Genomic DNA, 18987 nt, shown 5'->3' on the forward strand with positions numbered 1-18987 from the left:
GTTATAAGTGCGGTGAGTAATAACGCACTAACGAACTTAAAGAAACCGTAAGTTGGTAAAGTTTTTAAAGTTTATGCAATAACGCCACGCTGCGCTGCCTCCGTGAGGATTTTTTTGCAAGCTGTTGCGTAAATGTTAGCTTTATCCCACCATGGGACGAGTCGGATACCGATTGCAGAACAATTTGAGGGGTAACTATGATTACGCTGTGGGGACGGAATAACTCAACCAACGTCAAAAAAGTGCGATGGACGCTCGATGAACTGGAGCTGCCTTATACGCAAATTCTGGCAGGCGGGCAGTTCGGGCTGAATCATGACGCTGACTATCTGGCGATGAACCCGAATGGCCTGGTGCCGCTGCTGCGCGATGATGAAACGGACGTTTTGCTCTGGGAGTCCAATACCATCGTCCGCTATCTGGCGGCGCAGTATGGGCAAAAACGTCTGTGGGTAGACTCTCCGGCGCGACGGGCAGAAGGGGAAAAGTGGATGGACTGGGCAAACCAGACGTTAAGCCCGGCGCATCGCGTGATCCTGATGGGTTTAGTCCGCACCCCGCCGGAGCAGCGCGACCAGGCGGCGATCGACGCCGGCGCCAACGTCTGCGACGGCCTGTTTGGCATTCTTGATGAGGCGCTGGCCAGCCAGACCTGGTTCTCCGGCGCGGAGTTCGGCACGGCGGATATCGCGATCGCCCCCTTCGTCTACAACCTGTTTAACGTTGGCCTGAGCTGGACGCCGCGCCCTCACCTTGAGCGCTGGTATCAGCAACTTACCGAACGCCCGGCGTTTCGTAAAACGGTGATGATCCCGGTCAGCTAAGCGCGTGGGCTGACTTTCAGCAGTTCTCCGTCGGACTCGTCGGTTAAGACATATAAATAACCGTCGGGTCCTGTGCGCACATCGCGAATACGTTTCCCTCTGTCGCCCAGAATCCGTCCGTCCTCCGTCACCTTATCGCCGTTAACGCTCAGGACAATCACATCCTGCTCTTTCAGCGCGCCTATAAACAGTTTCTGCTTCCATTGAGGGAACGTGTCGCTGTTATAAAACGCCATGCCGCTGACCGCTGGCGATTTTTTCCAGTAGAAGATCGGCTGCTCCGTTCCCTCGACAATTTCACCTTTCGCTTCCGGGATTTTAAAGCCGCTGTAGTTGATGCCCCAGGTTGCCAGCGGCCAGCCATAATTTTTACCTTTTTCGGGAATATTGATTTCATCGCCGCCGCGCGGGCCATGCTCATTCAACCACAGCGCACCGCTCCACGGGTTTATCGCCATACCCTGCGGGTTACGTATGCCGTACGACCAGATCTCAGGGCGCGCGCCGGTCTGATTCACAAAGGGATTATCCGGCGGCACGCTCCCCTGGTCGGTCAGGCGCACCACTTTGCCCTGCAACTTGTCCAGATCCTGTGCGGTAGGGCGCTGATTATTTTCGCCAAGCCCGATAAACAGATGGCCTTTGCCATCAAATACCAGTCGTCCGCCGAAATGATTACCGGTTGAGAGTTTCGGCATCTGACGAAAAACAGTCTGGAATTCTTCCAGATGTTTCAGGTCATCGCTGAGTCGCCCGAAGCCAACCGCCGTTCCGGCTTTCCCCTCGCGATCGGCCTCAGAAAAACTGAGCCAGACGCGGCGAGACTGCTCAAAATCAGGCGCGAGCGCCACGTCCAGTAATCCCCCCTGCCCGTTCGCCCAGACCTTCGGCACGCCCGTTATCGGATCGGAAAGCCCTTTATCCGCCTGCCAGTGACGAAGCTGGCCGCCTCTGAGAGTTATCAACATACCGCGATTATCCGGCAGAAAAGCCAGCGCCCAGGGGTGATCAAGTTTGGTCTGCAAAACCTCCACCTTCACCGCCGGGGTTTCTGCATTCACGAAGGGAGAAAACAGTGCCAATAAGGCAACAGAGAAAAGTGTCCGACGCATACCGCCTCCTGTATGACCCTGCGTTAAAGCGTAGTCAGCAAGGGACAGCGCGGAATGATTTTTACAAAAACTTAACGAAAAGGGGGAGTCGCCTCCCCCTGACTTAGACCTGTTCAAGCGGTGATTGCGCTTTCAGGCTCTGGATACTCAGCGTCAATGTTGTCAGACAGTTTTCAAGTTTCTCTGCGTTGACGGCGATAAACGTCGGACAGTCATGGTGTCCGCTCATGAGACATACTGCGGCGGCTGCCAGTGCGCCTTCAGCACGATGTAAAGCATTCCATTCTTCCTGATCCAGATGCAGACCTTGCAGCAGTGATTTATCGTGAAGTCCACGATTCAGTTCAAAAAAGTTGTCACGCAGATGATCACTTTCGCTGACTGACATATAGCCTTTCGCCTTTCTTAACTGCAAATAAGCGGCGAGATCGATTCGGGCGTTTATCAGCTTGTTAAGTAGCTCGGTTCTTAGTCTGTCAACGACCATACCTTGTTCCTCCTCTTTCCAACCATACTGCAACTTAATAGTATGGTCATTTTTTGAACAAAGTGCTGCCTGAGATCAATAATTCACTCGGTATTAACATACTTTACATATTTGCTATAAACCCCGTGGCGCGCTTACCCGCACAGGCGATGAGATAGCGATACATTTTTTGCCCGGATCTCTGTAGAATCCCTGCCCTGACCATTCCAATAACTGAACAATTTTTAAGCTATGAGCAATGTAACCCGCCAGCCGAAAATCGGCTTCGTTTCCCTGGGCTGCCCTAACAATCAAGAAATAAAGTAAGAGACAAAACAACCAATCAACATAATGCACTGAAATAATACAAAAAAATCATAAATTCTCTCCATCATAATCAACAATCACGCTCTCACAGATTACCTTCGTACCATTCCATTCGTCCTTGTAAATGCTCGTATCGATCCCTACCCCTGGGTGGAACGTATACCCGGTATCCTTAACGAACTTACTGTACTTCTGCGATTCCCTGCGTTCATAACAATGCACCCCACTGTAAACAAACCCTGCGGAACCCTGCGGTACTATCCATGCACCATAGGATGAAAACTTAGAAGCGTGTTCAATCACTTTGTACTCAAATTCTGAGCCTGTATAACGACCTGTAAACGCCTCTGACGTCTTAATCTTACCAAATGGTGGATTGCCATAAGCAACACGATAGAAACGGTCTGGTGTGTATTGAAGGGCATCCCCGGTGATCCATTCGGCTTCTGGTAACACTCTCTTCCCGATCATTACGTACTCTGGATTGAGTTCTACGCATGTAATGTGTGTTGGTTTATTACGTAGAAATTGATAGTAGCTAAGACGACCAATACCCGCACATAGTTCGATACAGTCACCAGTACAACCAGCATCAAGTATGAAATCCCATGCCAACATTTCGGGGGTGAAGAAGGCACCAGTGGCACCAATACCATCCCCCCTATAATTGGTGAATATGAATTCCTTATCATCTTGTGTTAATTGCTTATCTGAATGAACTAAATCCATTACTTGTATGTGTAATGCTGATTCCCTTTTTGTAATTCTTGCCATAAAATACCCTTGTACAGTTGTTGTACGGGTATTTAGGAAAATAATAATTATTAGGGGTCTGTATGGAACGTAACTTAAAGCCACTGATAGTGCTTGCATTATTTGTTTTTATTTTCTTTGGTTTGCTTGACTTTTTTTGGAAAACACCAATGCTGGCTTTCGGAGCTATATCTCTAATATTAACAGTATTGGCTGGTACTAATTATGTGGCTATTAATTTGCAAAAGTTAGTATGGAAGAAAGGCAAAGAGCCTATTGATATATGGACTATTTGTAGTGTGACAATATCTGTAGTCGCTATTCCCTTTGCTTATGTATATGGAGGAGCATCAGGTTTAGAGACTGTAATATATGGGATACTGGTTGTTTGTTTAAGTATAATAGTATGCTGGGATACAAAAAACGGAAAAAACAACAACAATGAAATAAAGAAATACATAGAAATTTCAGAGATAAATGAATCGGAAAAAGAGATTGTTGTTACAACAAGGATAAGAAAACAAAAAGCCCCATAAGGGGCTTTCTTAGCTTCCACCAACCATAATCAATAACACCTGTAAGAGTTGTCCTAATGGAACCTGAATTACTACTATTCCAAAAGCATCCAGTACTGGAACGATAATCCAGTTATAAAGGATGATAAGAGTAAGTACAAATCCAAGAAAGTTACGCCAGTGAAAAGTGTTCTTTGTAATCTCTTCTTTGTTTACTTCAATTTGCCCTTCTGCATTCGTTTTCTGTACTTCCTGATCAATGGTTTTCTTCTTAATGAAAAAATCCATTCCAGATTTAAGTAGTTCAATTATTATACTAACCATATTATTCCTCTATAATTCCAACAACAACCATCCATACATATGTACCTTTGACAAAGGCTTTTTCATGACAAAGTACAACTACATTTAGATCAATGCCACGTAACGACCAGTCAACGATATCACCAATGTTTAAATCCTGTGGTTTCTGGAATGCAATATTCATTATGTTTTGTACATTGTCGTTAGCTGAATGCTCGCGTAGTACCTTCTTTAGTTTTTTATTTCCCATATACCCACGTGGAAAAGGTAGGCTGTTCATCAATGGCGTTACGTTGTCTACTAATATATATGATGTTTGTTCCTCATAGTGTAGACTCATTTGATCTATCATTTTGGATTCCTTATACTATATTGTCCTTGTATATTGTTTATGACTTTAATAATTCTGGTGTCCGCTTCCTTATAAAAATCAAATATAATCTTACGTGCTTTATTTTCTTTACGGGCAATAACACGCTTATCTTTCTTACGGGTATCAATGATTCGTTTTACATCCTTATGTTCTACTACTTTATATTTACCACTCTTAAGGTTGGCTTTTAGTCCCGTAATATTACCTTGCTTAGTTAGTTTCGCGTCAGTTGTAGGAATAAACTTATCAATATTCTCACGCTCTATAATCGAACCATATAAGTACTGTGCCTGTATATCCTTAACCTGAATAGTACAGGTAACACCAGTCGCCCGTTTATTGAAGAAATATAACATTGCATTTCCTGTGAACGGTACTACACCACCATCTGCGGCATTATTAATTCCAAGTTGTAATTCTCGTGAAACCTCTCTCATTTTAGTAATCATTTCATTACGAAACTCATTATTAAAATTCTTACCTTCTTTATTGATATAGGATTGTACTTGCTTAGTACCCTTTATCTTTACTAAATTATTCTTTGCCATTAATTTAACCACCCTTCAATAGTTTGAATAATCCCCCTCATTTTTCGTTGCTGTTCACCTTTAGGCAATCGGCATTTACTCATCATCGCCATATTGAGAATATTGTAATCAAGGGAATGAATCATGATTAACATTGCCTCGGCGTAGTTTGCTTCTGTCATTGTGGGGAACGCCCATAGAATAGTACGGGTATAGTTCATTCCTGAATCAATCATATCCTGTACTCTCTTACTACTTGTTTTGTACTCACGCCATCCATTTTCTATTGAAGATTCCTTTATCTTTTTAGCATCTTTGATGCCTTTATAAATTTGTTTCACCCCAATATATTTTTCTTCTGTATCAGGAAAGAAGAATACATAAACAAATCCTGCATATCTGCCACAAGTAATATCATCTTCACTCCAGTCCGGTGAATAAAGCCAGTCAACCATAAATACCTCATATTATTATTGTTATAAGGTATTTATAAAATGGACTTAAAAGATAGATTAATCATTTATGAAGGTACTAAAGAGTATCAAATGACTCGCGGTTACTATAAGAACGGTAAATTCTGGATGTATAAAGATTCAGAAGGATATGACACTATCGGGTATGGTCATTTAGTACTGAATAGTGAAAGAGAAAAGTTTAAGAATGGTATTACGCCAATGGACGCCGATTTACTATTGGCGTGGGATATTGACCGTACCAAACGTGATGTAGCTACATTAGGTCTTTCACTACCAAAAGACTGGGAAGATTTCATGATTATCATGACGTTTCAACTTGGTTTAGGTGGAGTTAAAAAGTTTAAAAAGATGATTGCAGCACTTAAAGCACAAAACTGGAAAGAAGCAATTAATCAGGCTAAAGATTCTCTCTGGTATCGACAGACACCAAATCGCCTGAATGATATGATTAAGCAACTGGAAAACAAATAGCAAAGGGGCATTAAGCCCCTTTTTGTTTTTCGAGAATTGTCAGAATACGTTCTATTTTCAGGTCCATTTTATGAATCTGATCTTGTAGACTGCGTAGACTATCTTCTAATTCATCCTGCCCTTTCTCAAGCCTGGATATTTCTGTACTATGAGTTTCTACTTTACTTTCAAGTACAGTAATACGCTCATTAATATCATCAACATCCTGTGATTTATCACGAAACACTGTCCATAAAAAACCCGCTCCAGCAATGATAATAGCAAGTGTTTCTATTCCCATCTTATTATTTCCTTAGCTGTTATTTAGTAACCAGTAAAACTTGCAAGGGCTATTTGTAATCCATTATTACCCATTGCCTGTGTATAAGTTTTCTGATTTTTATTAATGTACTGTAATGTGAATGATGTACTACTATTACGTTTAATAAGTACACCACTCATACCTGTTACCACGCCATCATCAGAAACGTTTCCGGGACACTGACTAATGCAAATCCACGGATCTGCAAATGCAGTAGTTAGCGTAATTGCCGTTCCCAGATTATGACCACTTGGTACAGTAAAGAAATCACGTATACGGGGCATTGTACCAGCACTTGCCGCCGACCATATCAGTTTACCACTCGCATCAAAAACATCACAAAACCCACTCTGTAATGTTGTAGTGTTACTGGAAAACATAAATCTTCCCGTACCTGCCTCATAGAGATTCGCACCAGGGAAACAATATCTTCCATTGGATTGTAGCTGGAACCATCGCAAGCCGGGAGTACTCCCCCAAAAAGCATAGTTGAGGAAACCGAGTGTAGAACCATTACCAATACTGTTTGATGGTAACAGATAGTATCCCACATCGGTTAATGTACCCATCGCCTTTACGGTTGACATAACTATAGATTTATTATTTGAATCGATCGTTAGAGCACCATGTGAATTATAAGCCTGAAAACCTGACATAGAAAAACCTTATGTAAATGTGTATATATCAATTGTTATTGTCCTTCCTGTTACACCCTCTGTGGGGAGGAAATTAACGCTAAATGAGTTAGTACCACATACACAATAAAATATTTGTGCGGAGTCGGCCATACGAGGAATAGCTAACCATCCTGTAGGCCGAATACCATTATAAGCAACATTCCATGATGTAGTAGTACCTGACTGTATTGTAAGTGTAGTTGTACCAACAAATCGCATATTATAATCCGTTAAGTCAGATACAAGTACACCACTGGCATTCCATGCCTGTATACCACCTGGCATTCGTCCCTCCTTACCATAATCCCATACGTACACGGAGTACATTGTTATTGTCATAAACCTGAATCAAGTTATTACTAATAACCATACGCCCCGTACCTCCAGAACCATTAATATAGAATGTACCAGATTTATTTATCTGCCAGCCTGTACTATTAGCTACATAGTTATTACTTTGAATGGTATTTCCAATTTTTGCATTGGTAATACTACCATCTACAATTTTAGCGGTATTAACAGAGAGGTTAGCTATCTTGGCGTTGGTTATTGCAGCATCGGCTATATAAGCTGTACCTAAGCTACCCTGCTGTATCATGGCAGTTTTGATATAAGTATTACCATTAACTATTGCAAATGGTGCTGTGCCACCTACAGTGGCTGTATCAGTACCACTAACAATAAATTTATTCGCCGAAAAATAGATTGCTGAATTATTACTACTACCCTGACTTGCAACTAAACGCATACCCGCTACAGTACCGTTTGCATTCACACTCAACGTATATTGACTATCTACAGTATTCTTATCTGCTTTAGTACTCATGGACTGGTTAACAGTAGCAATCTGTGAATCTGTTTGAGATCTCAACTGTAAGATTGCCTGTGTTTGTGCAGAATCATTATCCGCTACAGTCTGTGTAAGCGTTGTGATTTTTGCTGTGTTCCCGTCTACCGTGTTCTTTAATGTATCTATACGCGTATTTGTATACTCATTAGATTCATTCACTGCATTATTTAGTGTATCTTCCAGTTTCTGATCAAGGTCAAGAATAGTATTAATTTCTTCCGCATCTTCCTCTGTGAATTGGTACTTAGAGTTAATACTAATAGTTTGTTCTGCCGTATATTGAATGTTATCCATCCCGAATACGTCAAAGAAACCCATCTTAACTTTATATTCCCCATCGGGAACATTTGGAATTGAATCAAATTCCGGCTTATTACTAATATATTGTTTATTAACTACAGTACTGGATAGTTGGATAACTGCCCCGGCATAGTCACGCTCTGTACTTTCATCCCAGCTACAGAAAAGATTTCCAAATCCACCACCAATAGTAAAACCTGTTGCCAGTTTACATTGCCTGTTCTCAACAGTAATACTTACCCCCTGCGAATACGTGCCTGTACTGTATCCCTGAGCAATGATCTCAAATGTAGGCTTACGTATCTTTTGTTCATTTAATGCGAGTGTTAAATTGAATGAATTAGTGGATGAAGTATAAGACTTGATAAATGTACTGCCATTATAGAGATTAATAGTGTAGTACTTTAAATATTCCTTGAATGGTCTGCCATTAACAACTAAGTTGCTTTGATCATCCCATACAATATTAAAATCCGGTGCATCAGTGACATACGCCGATTCTGTACTATTCGCGAGGCGTACTCCCGTTACGGATGGCAAAGCAAAATCATACTGTGGGATAATCCCATTTACAGTTACTTTAGCACTTACAAATCCAAGATTGTTATAGGCGGCTACCGCGAAATCATAGCTTTCATCTGGTGACAGACTATATAAGGCAAAACCAGTTTCATACTTGGTTGTAGTACCCGCAAATGTCCATTGGTTTATACCATTTTTTCGGTAGTACACATAATAACCACGCAGATTCCCATCAGGTGATGCTATCCATGACAAATCAACAATGTTACCGCTGACAACATTACCACGACGAACAACTTCAAGGTCACCAGGCGGTAATACACCAATCACAGTATTAATACTACCATCTGGAGTCCATACACCCGGATCTACACCATCATAGATACCATCATTTGTCTCAACACATGTAAGATTGATGTATCCCAATGAATCCTGTGATGTGGCGATATCCTTAGCAACAATTCGGTACTTACCATTAATATCAAATTCATCAACCTGAATAGTAACACAGTCCCATACCTGTAATTCCCATGCATCGGGAGTAGTGAAAGTAATGGTTTTTTGTGCGTACTTCATTTTAAGTAATTCACGATTAGCAAGATGTGCTAAATGCTCTTTATCATAAATCCATGTAAAATCTAATGCCTTAGTTATTACCCGCCCATCACTACGGATAACATCATCTGTACTAATATCACTCGGGAAACGTACTACATCCTGTCCATAGTTATTACCTACTGAAGTATATTTCGCATCAATGGTATTACAGTAATCAGTATTACCACTGGTTGTAACTTTCAATGATCCAACAATATTGGACTCATTAAATGTGTGTACTGTTAATGATTTTCGATCAATACCACAACAAATTTTACCCGCATTAATATAGAGTAATCCACTGAACGTCTGTAGAATAGCCTCAACCGTTTGTTTATATGTATCGTTATATGACATTGATCCATTAGAGTAATACTCCATATCTTCACAATATTGTGCTGCTGTACGGAAACTCGGTAAATCAATCAATGCGGGATCTAATCCCATCCCCCAGATAGCATTAGTCAATACTTCATAGATTTGTGAAGGTGGGTTACTACTTGCTTTCATTGTCATATCTGAAAGGGAACGAATAATTAATCCCTTCATTTCCACTTTCATTACGTAGTTATCATTTATTAGAATACTATCTTCAAGTGAATCCTGCGTTTTCTTGATTACAGTACTGATACTTACTACACCATCACCACGGAAATTATTATTCCAGCGAGATCCGGCATATTCTAATGGAAGGGATTTACTGTTCGTATAATTACCACCGAATCGTACTTCCAACTGTAGATATGGTTGATATTTAGCAACGATATTTTCTTTTAGTACTTTGCCATCTGATTTAATGGGTACAGCTAAAACAGGTTCATCATCAATATATATTTGTTCAATGTGCTTTTCAGTACCGCCCATCGCTACTACATGTTCGGTGAATAGATATTGAGATTCACTATCTTTGATGTTGTACCACGGGACTACTGTACCGCATTGAATAAACGATCCACCACTAACACCGTTTTTATGTGGTAGTTCTCCACCAAGCAATACAGGTAAACCCGTTACTGGCGATGTAGAGCGGGATAATGATGTGGCGGCATCGTCATAACCAGTAGTACCAAGTTGTGCCATAGCACTTGATGCCACGAATGATAGTGCTCCTGCTGCTGCCCCCCATGCGGCTGCGGCTGCGAGTGATGCCCCGCCCGTCCATGCTGCCAAAGCGACGGCAACGGCGGTTATTACCGCTCCAAGAATTCCATTTCCTGAAGATCCCATTTTACTTTCCTTATTCTGTAATACTTCCCATCATTCCTTAATGGGTTTAATTGAAATTTTGTATGCTCCTCATTTACACCTAAAAGACGGCTACTAAACACAATTCCCATTAGTAATGGATTATCTGAATCCATCCAGATATCACCATCGATTGGGAATTGAGTTTCATCTGCATACTGTAAGATTATTTCTTGTGTACTTTTAAAGCCCAATTCATTTAGTTGTTTCACCCCTGCAATAACAGAATCGTACTGAGCAATATCAGCCCATTCAGTACTGCAAAATAAATCAATAGCACGTAGACAAATAATATTGCAGTCGTTATGACCGAATTTATACTCTGTAGATAGTGCGTTATTGCATATGTCGTATAGTTGGTTACTCTTCTTAAAACTCATTACTTATACTTCCATGTCTGACCACTGTTTACCACACCAAGTAAACTCATAATCTCATCGCCGGGATAATAGCTTTGATATACTGAATTAGCACAAAGTGTACGGGTCTGTAGATCTAATTGTTTATATACGGAATTTAGCTGTACAGTTAATTCATTCTTCTCATTCATTGGATCGGCTTCTGCTTCAATATAGTCAATAAAGCCCGAATACATGAGATCATAATCAAGTACTTCACCTGTAGCCGGGTTAAGTAATGTAAGATAGATATTTACTTTCGCATCTTTAAAAGCACCACCAAGTGCAAGTATTCGTGTCGTGTTCGATACATTACTAATCTTGAAATTGATATTTGTATTAGTGATTTGTTTTTCCTCCGTGAATGAAGGTAATGAATCACTGATTAAATCGGGAAATGGTACATAAAGAGTACCACCTAAATTAACCTCACCAAGTCCATCATTCCAGTGAATTGCATCAATTTGTTTTGGAATAACATCGATGCACTTAACATGAATCCCCATACTTAACACTTCCATTAGTGTCAGTTTTGTTTTATTACCGCCTCTAAAAAGATTCCAGTACTCAAGAAGATCGGGATTTGTAAAAACACCTGTATTCATTATCTGACTACCTCCGTACACTTAAACTGTACTGCAACTAAATTCGTCACTGGTAGTTGATAGTCATTATCCACATCTAAAACTGCCTCAATAACAAGGCCGTTATAGAATACAGTTTCACTGGCTTGTATATTGGCCTGTAATGCAGGGAAAATTGATACATCATTTCCAGTATTTGCAACAATCTGATAGAGCTTTTTATGATTAGTGAACTGAATCATCGTACCCACTTCTAAATGCTGAGTAGTATTAGTAGTGAACTTATATACGCCACGATTAACAGAGTTTTTTACACTTACTGCACCTGTTTGTGTTCCCGTGTATTGGGACATATGACCTAATGGCACACGGAAAGGTTTACCCTGTGAATGTTCGGCAATAAATGCGAGAACTTCACCGCGATCACGCTGATTGAAGTTTAATGTGAAATTAAATGTGTACCACTGTACACCCGTACTACGTTGAATTCTTGCCCCTGTCCATGACTGATTACTATATTGGGGTGACTGGCTTGATAAAGTAAAATCTGAAAGTTTGATCTTACTACTGAATGTAATATTTTCCATTATAAAACCTCTTATTGATTTACTTTATTTATGGCAAATAAAAAAAGGGGCAATAGTAATTACCCCTGTTGGTTATGTACTTCTTTTTTGTGCGTCCCGTACTGCCTGATTAACGGATTGACTATGTTTCTTCAACATTTCATTGAATTTCTTATCATCCCCCCCATCTACATTCCCCTGAATTATTAACGGTGCATTGACAATCGTTTCACCCGTATTACTGGAGTTACTACTATTGTTATCAAGGAATTGCTGTAGTTGTTGGTTTTGATCACGACTGACGACACGTTCACCTGCCTGTAGAATCCACGTAGAATCTTTACCTAATGATCCCGGTACTTCTTCAATACCACTATGTGCCTGTCCCTGAATGTTGATACCCTTAGCTGCACCAATGAGCTGTGCTCCCATACTGGCAACCTGTGCATAATTGGCAATATTTGCCGGGAATGGTGTAGCCATAGCCTCACTTAAGGCGACCTGAATGTTCATCATGATTTTAGCCATATTGATACCACGCTGAACGGCGAAAGCGGCTGCGGCGACTTTATTACCTTCCCCAAATACACCTTCCAGAATAGTACCCATATCACCCGCCGCACCTGCCAGTACTGACATTTGAGCCTGAGTATTTTGCTGTGCAATACTCATCGCCTGTGCTGCGTAACGTGTCTGGATTTCCTGCTTACGCTTTTCAAATTCCTCAGTACTTTGTAGTAGCTTTTCATTGATTTGTAATTCAAGTTGCTCACGTTGCGAGTTTTCATCTAATAGTTGTTGTGTATTGTCCGTTGCAAATGGGTTATTGCCTAAACGCTGGTTTTGCTGATTGGCAAGAAAGTTACTTTGTTCCTGATTGATCCCCATACCTGCAATATTATTCGCATCAATTAAGTCCTGATTTGGATTTGAATACCCAATCATGGAATTGATCAATTCATCACGGGCACGTTTACCAGCCTGTTTAGCCCGTTCTAACATTGCTTCAATCTCTGCGGTACTCTTACCGAGGGTTTTAGCAGTATCCTGAATAGTTTTGAGTAGTTCCTTTTGCTGACGATCAAACACCTGTAGGCGTTGCTCCCCTGCGTTCTCTGCGACTTGTGATAATGCCACTTCTAACGCTCGTTCGGCCTGTATACGCTTTGCTGCTGCTTTAGCGGCTTCTGCTTCTGCCTTACGTGCTGCGGCTTGCTGTGCCTTTAGTACTTTCTCTGCTTCTTTTGGATCTACCCAGCCTCTGCGAGTTGGTACACTTATATTAGCTTTTGACTTAAAGCGGTCTTTATTTGCTTCATATCCTGCTCTGGATGCGTTAACAAAATCATTTTCAACCGATCCAGAAATGAAAGCAGAATCTAATGAATCTTTACCCATCATTTTCTTTAGTGTATCGGGAATAAATCCCTTACCACCCATTAGAAAGTTATCGGCACCACGATATAACATCTGCATGAAATCACTACCCGTCCAGTCCTTATTGACTAAATCATATAGATCATTCATTTCCTCAATTACTGGTGTAATAAAGTCATAGAGAAAGGTTTGACCAGTAGTAGACATTGAATCTAAATTCTTATCAAATTGCAAAAATGCAGCGGCTGTATCATCCGTAACGGCTGCGGTCTGTGATTGCATATCATTGAGTACTGCGGCGGCACTTCCCAATTCCTGATAGCGAGTATAAAGGCGGGAGGCATCACTACCTATTGCCTCTAATGCAAATGTAATTTCACTGGATGATTTACCGGCTTTAGTCATTGCATCCATTAGATGTAATGTCGCTTCAATACCGCCATTAGGTTTATTGAGGTACTGCGTGTATTCTTCTAAATTGCCGCCAATCTCTTTAATAGTTGTAGCGAATTCACCGCCACCTGTGGCGAATCCCTCTCCCATCTTATCTTTTACATCCTGGTTAATGTCCAATAGCTTTTCCATACCTAATCCACTTTCGCGAAAGGTCTTATTTAGCTTCTGTATGTCGGATACAGTCATACCGGACTGTTTAGAAAGTTGGTTTAGTTCTCTTACGCTGTCATTCAGTTTTAATGCCAGTCCTGTAATAGCAGTAGTGGCAATACCAGCTATACCTACTAAACCAGTAAAACCACCACTGATACGCCCGATACCAGAACTAATCGAACTTGCGGCATTACCCATACTGCCACCAGCTTTTTTACCAAACTTACCAATACTATCTTCGGCCTGATTTAATTTTTTCTGTAAACCAGTAGTATCGCCATCAACCTCTACTACGATCTTCTTATTTTTTGCCATTTTTACCCGCCTGTTTCTTAATCATGTCTCCAATAGCTTTAATATTATTTCTATTGTTCTCCCGTTCTTCTTCTTCCCTTTTTAATGCTTTCTCACGCACAGTTAACGAACTATCACTAAGAAGATCCAGAAAGTCCCAATCTTTTACCTTTGCTTTCTTACGTCCTTCTGTACTGATAGATTGAGAAGTCATTAGAATCAGGTTGCATAGATTGGCATGTTTAATCATATCAATTTGTGCACCATTAGGTTCTATAACGGTGTCATAGATATACAAGGCATTGAAAAGGTCGGGATCAATATTGCTTAAATCTTCAAGGGAAAGACCACGCTTGTGTAGCATCTTTAAACTAAAGCGTAGCTGTGAGTCCGTTCTTATTTTTTTTCAATAGATTCTGCTTCATCTTCAACTGTGATTAGTCCAAGTACTTTAATGTAGATTTCATTAGCTACTACTTGATCGATTTCATTAACGTTAATGAGTTCTTCTTCATCTTCAAATGTGAAAATAGTTTTACCATTCTCATCTTTTACACAATAAACTAATACCGCCTCAATACTTGTACACTTATTAGCATCTTTAATAGTGGGTCGGTGAATATAAACTGTAATACCATCAATCACAGTTTCATGCAGTTTTGGTTGTAATGCTTTTTTTAATGCTGAAAGATTCATTATAATATCCCTATAAAAATGGGGGAGTACTAAGTAATCCCCCTCCGTATTAATTTTATTTATTCACCTTCTGGTGTAATAATCTCAGTTGCGATTGGTCCACCATCAACAGATAGTACAAAATCGCGTTTTACTACTTCGTCTTTATCGCCACTGGTAACAGACGAAGATACGAAAGCAACGTAAGTTATACTATATGCGTTAGTATGTGTGGCATTTTCATAATAAGTAATTTTGAATTGTGCACGAGTTTGTGATTCTTCAAGTTGCAATAACTTTTGGTGTACTGCATTATCTGGTTGATAGTTAACACTTAGAGTAATGTCTGGTACAGATTTGGTTCCAAGTAGTTTACGGTTATATGCGTTATTATATGTAACAACGTCAATTACTACGTTTTCAGCCCCTACTGTTGGAAATGCAGCAATCTCCGGGATTACAACAAAATCAGTAGCTGGAGTAGTAGAGCCAGGCGTATGAGTACCTACTTCTACCTGAAGGTTGGCACCAGAAAAAATATCAAATGCGGCCATTTTTATATCCTTATATAAGTTAATTCATACGGGTAAAATCCATTTACCCGCTTTGTATTTATTTATTCATTATCCTGATAACCTTGTTCGTTATCTTTTGTCTTTTGATTCCAGATTGAATCTACAGGCATTTCCACTCGCAAATCTATCCAGCGATCTGTTGGAATATCTATAGCTTCACCCGCAACAATCATTGCAGTTTCATAATCAAATTTACGTGTATAAGTATTAATCACTAAAATATCATCTTCTTCATCATAATCAGTACTAACAAAACATAGACGATTACCATTAATATCTTGTGGGATTTCAATAGTCCATCCGTCGGTGTTTAATCCTTTTGTACCGTAAACATGATATGTACCCGTATCAATACGTTCGCTGGTAACACCTTCCGATTCATCATTGAGTACTGAAGAACCATCACTATATAATTTGACAATTGGTGATGCATTTTTAATAAATCCATTACTATCTACGGTAGTATTTCTATTTGTCCATACCCTTACCCAGTTTTTCCATACAGTAGAATATCTTTGTCTAAAATATAAATTTGCACCATCATCAGGGATATAGATTTGAGTTCTACCAGCAGATGTTCCGTGATTGAAACATAACAATGAACCCCAACCATATGCTTTAGAGTTATTAGGATTTAGAGGCCAACCAGTAACACTATTAGAGTCGGTAGGGATAGCAACGGAATATGTTTCACCGCCAGAATTATCACCCGGCCCCGTTAAGGTATCCATATTTCCATTGGTAAGATTGAAATGAGAACCGAATTTTCCATAATAGCTTAGATTGATGGATGCGTCAGTTGAATTACCAGCACCCGTGCCACCCTGCGGAATTCCAAGAGGAACCCAGCCGTTACCGGCATCATTCAACAACCCCCAATTGCCACTTGATTGATAAAAACCTAATCTTTTAAATCCGGTTTCTGTATTACCAATAAATGTACTGCCATCACCAGAAGGAATTAATCTATCTATTTGTAAGTTGATACGAGCATTTGTAAGACTTGTAGCCCCAGTACCGCCACGATCTATTGAAAGTGGAATATACACCCCATTTTCAAGATCATAATTCCCCCATAGCCCATTATCGAATAGTCTAAATGCATACTTACTGTTAGCACTTAAAATGCTTGTTTCAGTTGTTCCCTGTCGATAACGTTCTAATTGTAGATTACTGCGGGCTGTTGCAATGTTACCTAAATCGGATAGATTACTGGCAATCTTCAATTGAGCATCATTAGTAACATTACCTAATCCAACATCAGATTTAATTAGCGTAATATTCCCTGTTAGCGGTTTCCCGTTCACGGTAGTAGTTTTTAGTACCACATTAACAAAACGCGTATCTACTGAATCAGATAACTGATCAAGTGTTGAATTAATATTTTCTATAACTTCATTATTGATTGTAATGTAATTATCTACTTGAGTTTTATTAGCATTAACTACATCAACTAAATCACTAATATCAGAACTTATGCCATCTACAGTATCAGATAGACCATCAACCTGATTTTTATTGACAATGATAATTGTATTAATACTGTCAATGGTTTCATTATTGCTTGTAATATAGGTATCTAAATTAGTTTGTACTGAATCAGCAAGGCTATCAGTTTCACTTTTTGAGTACACATCAAGATTAGTTCTTGCTTCTTCTGTATCTGTAATTTCTGAAAGGTTGTCTTTACCTTCCATAAACTTATCATCTGCCTCAGTCTTACTATATAAATCTAAATTACTGCGTGCTAATACAAAGTCGCTTAAATCAGAAAGGTTATTTGTTTTAATTAAGTAGCGTGTATCTGCTTCATTACTGGTATACAGGCGTGTCCATGCTGTAGAAGCGTTACGGGCATACATACGTAAATCACCCGTTGTAGTCATCATGATATTGGTGTTTTCTGGTTTACCATCTACCAGCTCAATACCCATCATATCGACGGAAGTTGGGTTATCACTACTTCCTGCTGAGATTTTTACAAATGCGTTGCCTGTGGCCTTGTCCGGTTCGTATTGTGGATAGTCCACTGTACCATCACTACCCACTCCATAATCACCACGATGTAAGGTTACTGGTATAGCTCTTGGGGCATAGCTCACAAGCTCCGTAGGTGCAAAACTATATGACATTGTTACTACCGCATCCTTCCCCCCAGAAATGGTACGACTGGCAAGTACACCATTAACCATTACACTCTCAAGGCGACCGGCTTCCAGATCTTCGTTATAGAAAATGGTGATTTGAAATTCCTGTCCATTGTCATATGCTGCATCAAGGAATTGATGTGTTGTATCTGTTGGTACGTAATTAACTACAATTTCGATTTCGTCAACGGTCTGTTGTCCAGTAATCGCATTTGCGTATTCATCATTGTACGTTTCAATCTTTGCTACTTCATTTCCCATACTGAAAGATGGATACTGTGCGAGCTGCGAGATTTCAATATTACCTGCTGTGACTACTGCCCTGTTTCCGGTATCGACGTTATAATAAATCTTAACGTGTTTACCACTAAAAATATCTGCCATAATTCATCCTTAAATTCTTTTCTCTATCGCTTCAATATTTATTGTGAAAACAATAGAACTACTCCCTGTAGTTTTATCTGTTATTAATGTACTGCTACCGTAGTTAACCCATAGTACATTTATGTTATTTCCAATGAATACGGGTAGATAATTATCATCAAAGTACTTTACGATTTCGTCATAACCGGATAATGGCTGTTTATTACCGGGCATAGGACTAACAAGAAACTCCATATTAAATTGTCCTTTTAATCTGGTGTTTCCTGAATAGTTTGCGGCCTCTAATTGGTAGTCAAAGGTAACTAATGAAAAAACATCCCTGCCGCGTCCAGTACTTAAACTATTAGTTACAGGTTGAATATTATTAAGTACATAAAGGGTACTCACCTTTACATTTTCGGTTAGGTTCATAATCTTACTCCATGCGGAAGTAATAATTAATCATCCCGCTTAAATCATTTTCAATATTATAAATTGTGTAGGTATTTAGTTGACTTGGTACAACTTCAGCCTCTGAATCATCAATAACTAATGAAACCTGTGTACCTAATACTATTTCTTCATACTTCTTTGCGGCAAAATATAGCTCTGTACTTTCAATTAATCCTTCAGTACCTTCAATGACAATGGGGCGAGATTCCACGATCCCGCGAAATGTCGCCCCATTAGAGATTATAATATTTTGACCGAAAGCATTTAGAAAAGTATCTATTTGATTTTCATTAAATGCTCTCATAAC

General features: G+C 39.9%; 23 protein-coding genes. 3 read left to right on the forward strand and 20 right to left on the reverse strand.

What is annotated here, in order from left to right; genetic code table 11:
• Positions 1–197: 197 nt before the first annotated feature.
• Positions 198–824 carry a glutathione S-transferase family protein gene (locus OGX80_RS10900; RefSeq protein WP_049008548.1) on the forward strand — a complete coding sequence of 209 codons (627 nt, stop codon included), beginning with the start codon at positions 198–200 and terminating at the stop codon, positions 822–824.
• On the opposite strand, the gene OGX80_RS10905 is transcribed toward OGX80_RS10900, so the two are convergent.
• The 3 genes from OGX80_RS10905 to OGX80_RS10915 all read right to left on the reverse strand — a co-directional run bounded on the left by OGX80_RS10905 (position 821) and on the right by OGX80_RS10915 (position 3503).
• A complete protein-coding gene (locus OGX80_RS10905; RefSeq protein WP_115181798.1) occupies positions 821–1936 on the reverse strand; it encodes a PQQ-dependent sugar dehydrogenase in 1116 nt (371 codons plus the stop codon). The two genes, OGX80_RS10900 and OGX80_RS10905, sit on opposite strands and share 4 nt — an antisense overlap.
• A gap of 103 nt (positions 1937–2039) precedes the next feature.
• Positions 2040–2423 (reverse strand): biofilm formation regulator BssR, encoded by a 384-nt coding sequence (gene bssR / locus OGX80_RS10910; protein ID WP_024130501.1) that lies wholly within the window; start codon positions 2421–2423, stop codon positions 2040–2042.
• Between the two features lie 354 nt (positions 2424–2777).
• Positions 2778–3503 (reverse strand): class I SAM-dependent methyltransferase, encoded by a 726-nt coding sequence (locus tag OGX80_RS10915; RefSeq protein WP_153258324.1) that lies wholly within the window; start codon positions 3501–3503, stop codon positions 2778–2780.
• A 62-nt stretch (positions 3504–3565) separates the two neighbouring features.
• Here OGX80_RS10915 and OGX80_RS10920 point away from each other — a divergent pair, with 62 nt between their 5' ends.
• Positions 3566–4018, forward strand: a complete 453-nt coding sequence (locus OGX80_RS10920) for a hypothetical protein (protein WP_153258322.1) — start codon at positions 3566–3568, stop codon at positions 4016–4018.
• 9 nt (positions 4019–4027) lie between these two features.
• Here OGX80_RS10920 and OGX80_RS10925 read toward each other — a convergent pair whose 3' ends face one another.
• The 4 genes from OGX80_RS10925 to OGX80_RS10940 are packed head-to-tail and all read right to left on the reverse strand — an operon-like array spanning position 4028 to position 5655.
• Complete coding sequence (locus tag OGX80_RS10925; RefSeq protein WP_134769489.1) at positions 4028–4321, reverse strand: hypothetical protein; 294 nt, start codon at positions 4319–4321, stop codon at positions 4028–4030.
• A 1-nt stretch (position 4322) separates the two neighbouring features.
• Complete coding sequence (locus OGX80_RS10930; RefSeq protein ID WP_153258320.1) at positions 4323–4652, reverse strand: hypothetical protein; 330 nt, start codon at positions 4650–4652, stop codon at positions 4323–4325.
• The gene (locus tag OGX80_RS10935; RefSeq protein WP_153258318.1) at positions 4649–5221 is read right to left on the reverse strand and encodes a hypothetical protein; all 573 of its coding nucleotides are present in this window, start codon (positions 5219–5221) and stop codon (positions 4649–4651) included. Before OGX80_RS10935 ends, OGX80_RS10930 begins: the two co-directional genes overlap by 4 nt.
• Positions 5221–5655, reverse strand: coding sequence for a hypothetical protein (locus tag OGX80_RS10940; protein WP_134769492.1), 435 nt, complete (start codon positions 5653–5655; stop codon positions 5221–5223). The genes OGX80_RS10935 and OGX80_RS10940 overlap by 1 nt, the downstream gene beginning before the upstream one ends.
• Positions 5656–5694: 39 nt before the next feature.
• Between OGX80_RS10940 and OGX80_RS10945 the strand changes: the two genes are divergently transcribed.
• On the forward strand, positions 5695–6147 hold the full coding sequence (locus OGX80_RS10945) for a glycoside hydrolase family protein (protein ID WP_134769493.1): 453 nt from the start codon (positions 5695–5697) through the stop codon (positions 6145–6147).
• A 10-nt stretch (positions 6148–6157) separates the two neighbouring features.
• Here the strand turns inward: OGX80_RS10945 and OGX80_RS10950 are convergent, their stop codons facing one another.
• The 13 genes from OGX80_RS10950 to OGX80_RS11010 all read right to left on the reverse strand — a co-directional run bounded on the left by OGX80_RS10950 (position 6158) and on the right by OGX80_RS11010 (position 18984).
• Positions 6158–6427, reverse strand: coding sequence for a hypothetical protein (locus OGX80_RS10950; protein ID WP_134769494.1), 270 nt, complete (start codon positions 6425–6427; stop codon positions 6158–6160).
• A 23-nt stretch (positions 6428–6450) separates the two neighbouring features.
• Entirely contained in the window at positions 6451–7104 is a 654-nt protein-coding gene (locus OGX80_RS10955; RefSeq protein ID WP_134769495.1) for a DUF8377 family phage-derived protein, read from the reverse strand.
• Between the two features lie 316 nt (positions 7105–7420).
• A complete protein-coding gene (locus OGX80_RS10960) occupies positions 7421–10621 on the reverse strand; it encodes a phage tail tip fiber protein (RefSeq protein WP_286471194.1) in 3201 nt (1066 codons plus the stop codon).
• Positions 10585–11019: a DUF6950 family protein gene (locus tag OGX80_RS10965; RefSeq protein WP_153258313.1), complete on the reverse strand. Its 435-nt coding sequence runs from the start codon at positions 11017–11019 to the stop codon at positions 10585–10587. Before OGX80_RS10965 ends, OGX80_RS10960 begins: the two co-directional genes overlap by 37 nt.
• A complete protein-coding gene (locus OGX80_RS10970; RefSeq protein WP_134769497.1) occupies positions 11019–11642 on the reverse strand; it encodes a DUF2163 domain-containing protein in 624 nt (207 codons plus the stop codon). The genes OGX80_RS10965 and OGX80_RS10970 overlap by 1 nt, the downstream gene beginning before the upstream one ends.
• Complete coding sequence (locus OGX80_RS10975) at positions 11642–12208, reverse strand: hypothetical protein (protein ID WP_200026736.1); 567 nt, start codon at positions 12206–12208, stop codon at positions 11642–11644. Before OGX80_RS10975 ends, OGX80_RS10970 begins: the two co-directional genes overlap by 1 nt.
• A 72-nt stretch (positions 12209–12280) precedes the next feature.
• A complete protein-coding gene (locus OGX80_RS10980) occupies positions 12281–14488 on the reverse strand; it encodes a hypothetical protein (RefSeq protein ID WP_134769499.1) in 2208 nt (735 codons plus the stop codon).
• Positions 14475–14831 (reverse strand): hypothetical protein, encoded by a 357-nt coding sequence (locus OGX80_RS10985; RefSeq protein WP_200052889.1) that lies wholly within the window; start codon positions 14829–14831, stop codon positions 14475–14477. The genes OGX80_RS10980 and OGX80_RS10985 overlap by 14 nt, the downstream gene beginning before the upstream one ends.
• A 32-nt stretch (positions 14832–14863) precedes the next feature.
• On the reverse strand, positions 14864–15163 hold the full coding sequence (locus OGX80_RS10990) for a hypothetical protein (protein ID WP_153258305.1): 300 nt from the start codon (positions 15161–15163) through the stop codon (positions 14864–14866).
• Between the two features lie 59 nt (positions 15164–15222).
• The gene (locus OGX80_RS10995; RefSeq protein ID WP_153258303.1) at positions 15223–15696 is read right to left on the reverse strand and encodes a phage tail tube protein; all 474 of its coding nucleotides are present in this window, start codon (positions 15694–15696) and stop codon (positions 15223–15225) included.
• A 62-nt stretch (positions 15697–15758) separates the two neighbouring features.
• Positions 15759–18248, reverse strand: a complete 2490-nt coding sequence (locus tag OGX80_RS11000) for a pyocin knob domain-containing protein (protein WP_286471196.1) — start codon at positions 18246–18248, stop codon at positions 15759–15761.
• Positions 18249–18257: 9 nt separating this feature from the next.
• On the reverse strand, positions 18258–18659 hold the full coding sequence (locus OGX80_RS11005) for a hypothetical protein (RefSeq protein WP_286471197.1): 402 nt from the start codon (positions 18657–18659) through the stop codon (positions 18258–18260).
• A gap of 4 nt (positions 18660–18663) precedes the next feature.
• Positions 18664–18984 carry a hypothetical protein gene (locus OGX80_RS11010; RefSeq protein WP_134769504.1) on the reverse strand — a complete coding sequence of 107 codons (321 nt, stop codon included), beginning with the start codon at positions 18982–18984 and terminating at the stop codon, positions 18664–18666.
• Positions 18985–18987: the final 3 nt, after the last annotated feature.

The organism is Citrobacter sp. CK194 (assembly GCF_030333395.1).
In the GTDB taxonomy this organism is placed as follows: Bacteria; Pseudomonadota; Gammaproteobacteria; order Enterobacterales; family Enterobacteriaceae; genus Citrobacter_B; species Citrobacter_B koseri.

Coding starts and splice junctions, on each gene's coding strand:
- OGX80_RS10900 (WP_049008548.1), top strand. CDS start 198: ATGATTACGCTGTGGGGACGGAATAACTCAACCAACGTCAAAAAAGTG.
- OGX80_RS10905 (WP_115181798.1), bottom strand. CDS start 1,936: ATGCGTCGGACACTTTTCTCTGTTGCCTTATTGGCACTGTTTTCTCCC.
- bssR (WP_024130501.1), bottom strand. CDS start 2,423: ATGGTCGTTGACAGACTAAGAACCGAGCTACTTAACAAGCTGATAAAC.
- OGX80_RS10915 (WP_153258324.1), bottom strand. CDS start 3,503: ATGGCAAGAATTACAAAAAGGGAATCAGCATTACACATACAAGTAATG.
- OGX80_RS10920 (WP_153258322.1), top strand. CDS start 3,566: ATGGAACGTAACTTAAAGCCACTGATAGTGCTTGCATTATTTGTTTTT.
- OGX80_RS10925 (WP_134769489.1), bottom strand. CDS start 4,321: ATGGTTAGTATAATAATTGAACTACTTAAATCTGGAATGGATTTTTTC.
- OGX80_RS10930 (WP_153258320.1), bottom strand. CDS start 4,652: ATGATAGATCAAATGAGTCTACACTATGAGGAACAAACATCATATATA.
- OGX80_RS10935 (WP_153258318.1), bottom strand. CDS start 5,221: ATGGCAAAGAATAATTTAGTAAAGATAAAGGGTACTAAGCAAGTACAA.
- OGX80_RS10940 (WP_134769492.1), bottom strand. CDS start 5,655: ATGGTTGACTGGCTTTATTCACCGGACTGGAGTGAAGATGATATTACT.
- OGX80_RS10945 (WP_134769493.1), top strand. CDS start 5,695: ATGGACTTAAAAGATAGATTAATCATTTATGAAGGTACTAAAGAGTAT.
- OGX80_RS10950 (WP_134769494.1), bottom strand. CDS start 6,427: ATGGGAATAGAAACACTTGCTATTATCATTGCTGGAGCGGGTTTTTTA.
- OGX80_RS10955 (WP_134769495.1), bottom strand. CDS start 7,104: ATGTCAGGTTTTCAGGCTTATAATTCACATGGTGCTCTAACGATCGAT.
- OGX80_RS10960 (WP_286471194.1), bottom strand. CDS start 10,621: ATGGGATCTTCAGGAAATGGAATTCTTGGAGCGGTAATAACCGCCGTT.
- OGX80_RS10965 (WP_153258313.1), bottom strand. CDS start 11,019: ATGAGTTTTAAGAAGAGTAACCAACTATACGACATATGCAATAACGCA.
- OGX80_RS10970 (WP_134769497.1), bottom strand. CDS start 11,642: ATGAATACAGGTGTTTTTACAAATCCCGATCTTCTTGAGTACTGGAAT.
- OGX80_RS10975 (WP_200026736.1), bottom strand. CDS start 12,208: ATGGAAAATATTACATTCAGTAGTAAGATCAAACTTTCAGATTTTACT.
- OGX80_RS10980 (WP_134769499.1), bottom strand. CDS start 14,488: ATGGCAAAAAATAAGAAGATCGTAGTAGAGGTTGATGGCGATACTACT.
- OGX80_RS10985 (WP_200052889.1), bottom strand. CDS start 14,831: ATGCTACACAAGCGTGGTCTTTCCCTTGAAGATTTAAGCAATATTGAT.
- OGX80_RS10990 (WP_153258305.1), bottom strand. CDS start 15,163: ATGAATCTTTCAGCATTAAAAAAAGCATTACAACCAAAACTGCATGAA.
- OGX80_RS10995 (WP_153258303.1), bottom strand. CDS start 15,696: ATGGCCGCATTTGATATTTTTTCTGGTGCCAACCTTCAGGTAGAAGTA.
- OGX80_RS11000 (WP_286471196.1), bottom strand. CDS start 18,248: ATGGCAGATATTTTTAGTGGTAAACACGTTAAGATTTATTATAACGTC.
- OGX80_RS11005 (WP_286471197.1), bottom strand. CDS start 18,659: ATGAACCTAACCGAAAATGTAAAGGTGAGTACCCTTTATGTACTTAAT.
- OGX80_RS11010 (WP_134769504.1), bottom strand. CDS start 18,984: ATGAGAGCATTTAATGAAAATCAAATAGATACTTTTCTAAATGCTTTC.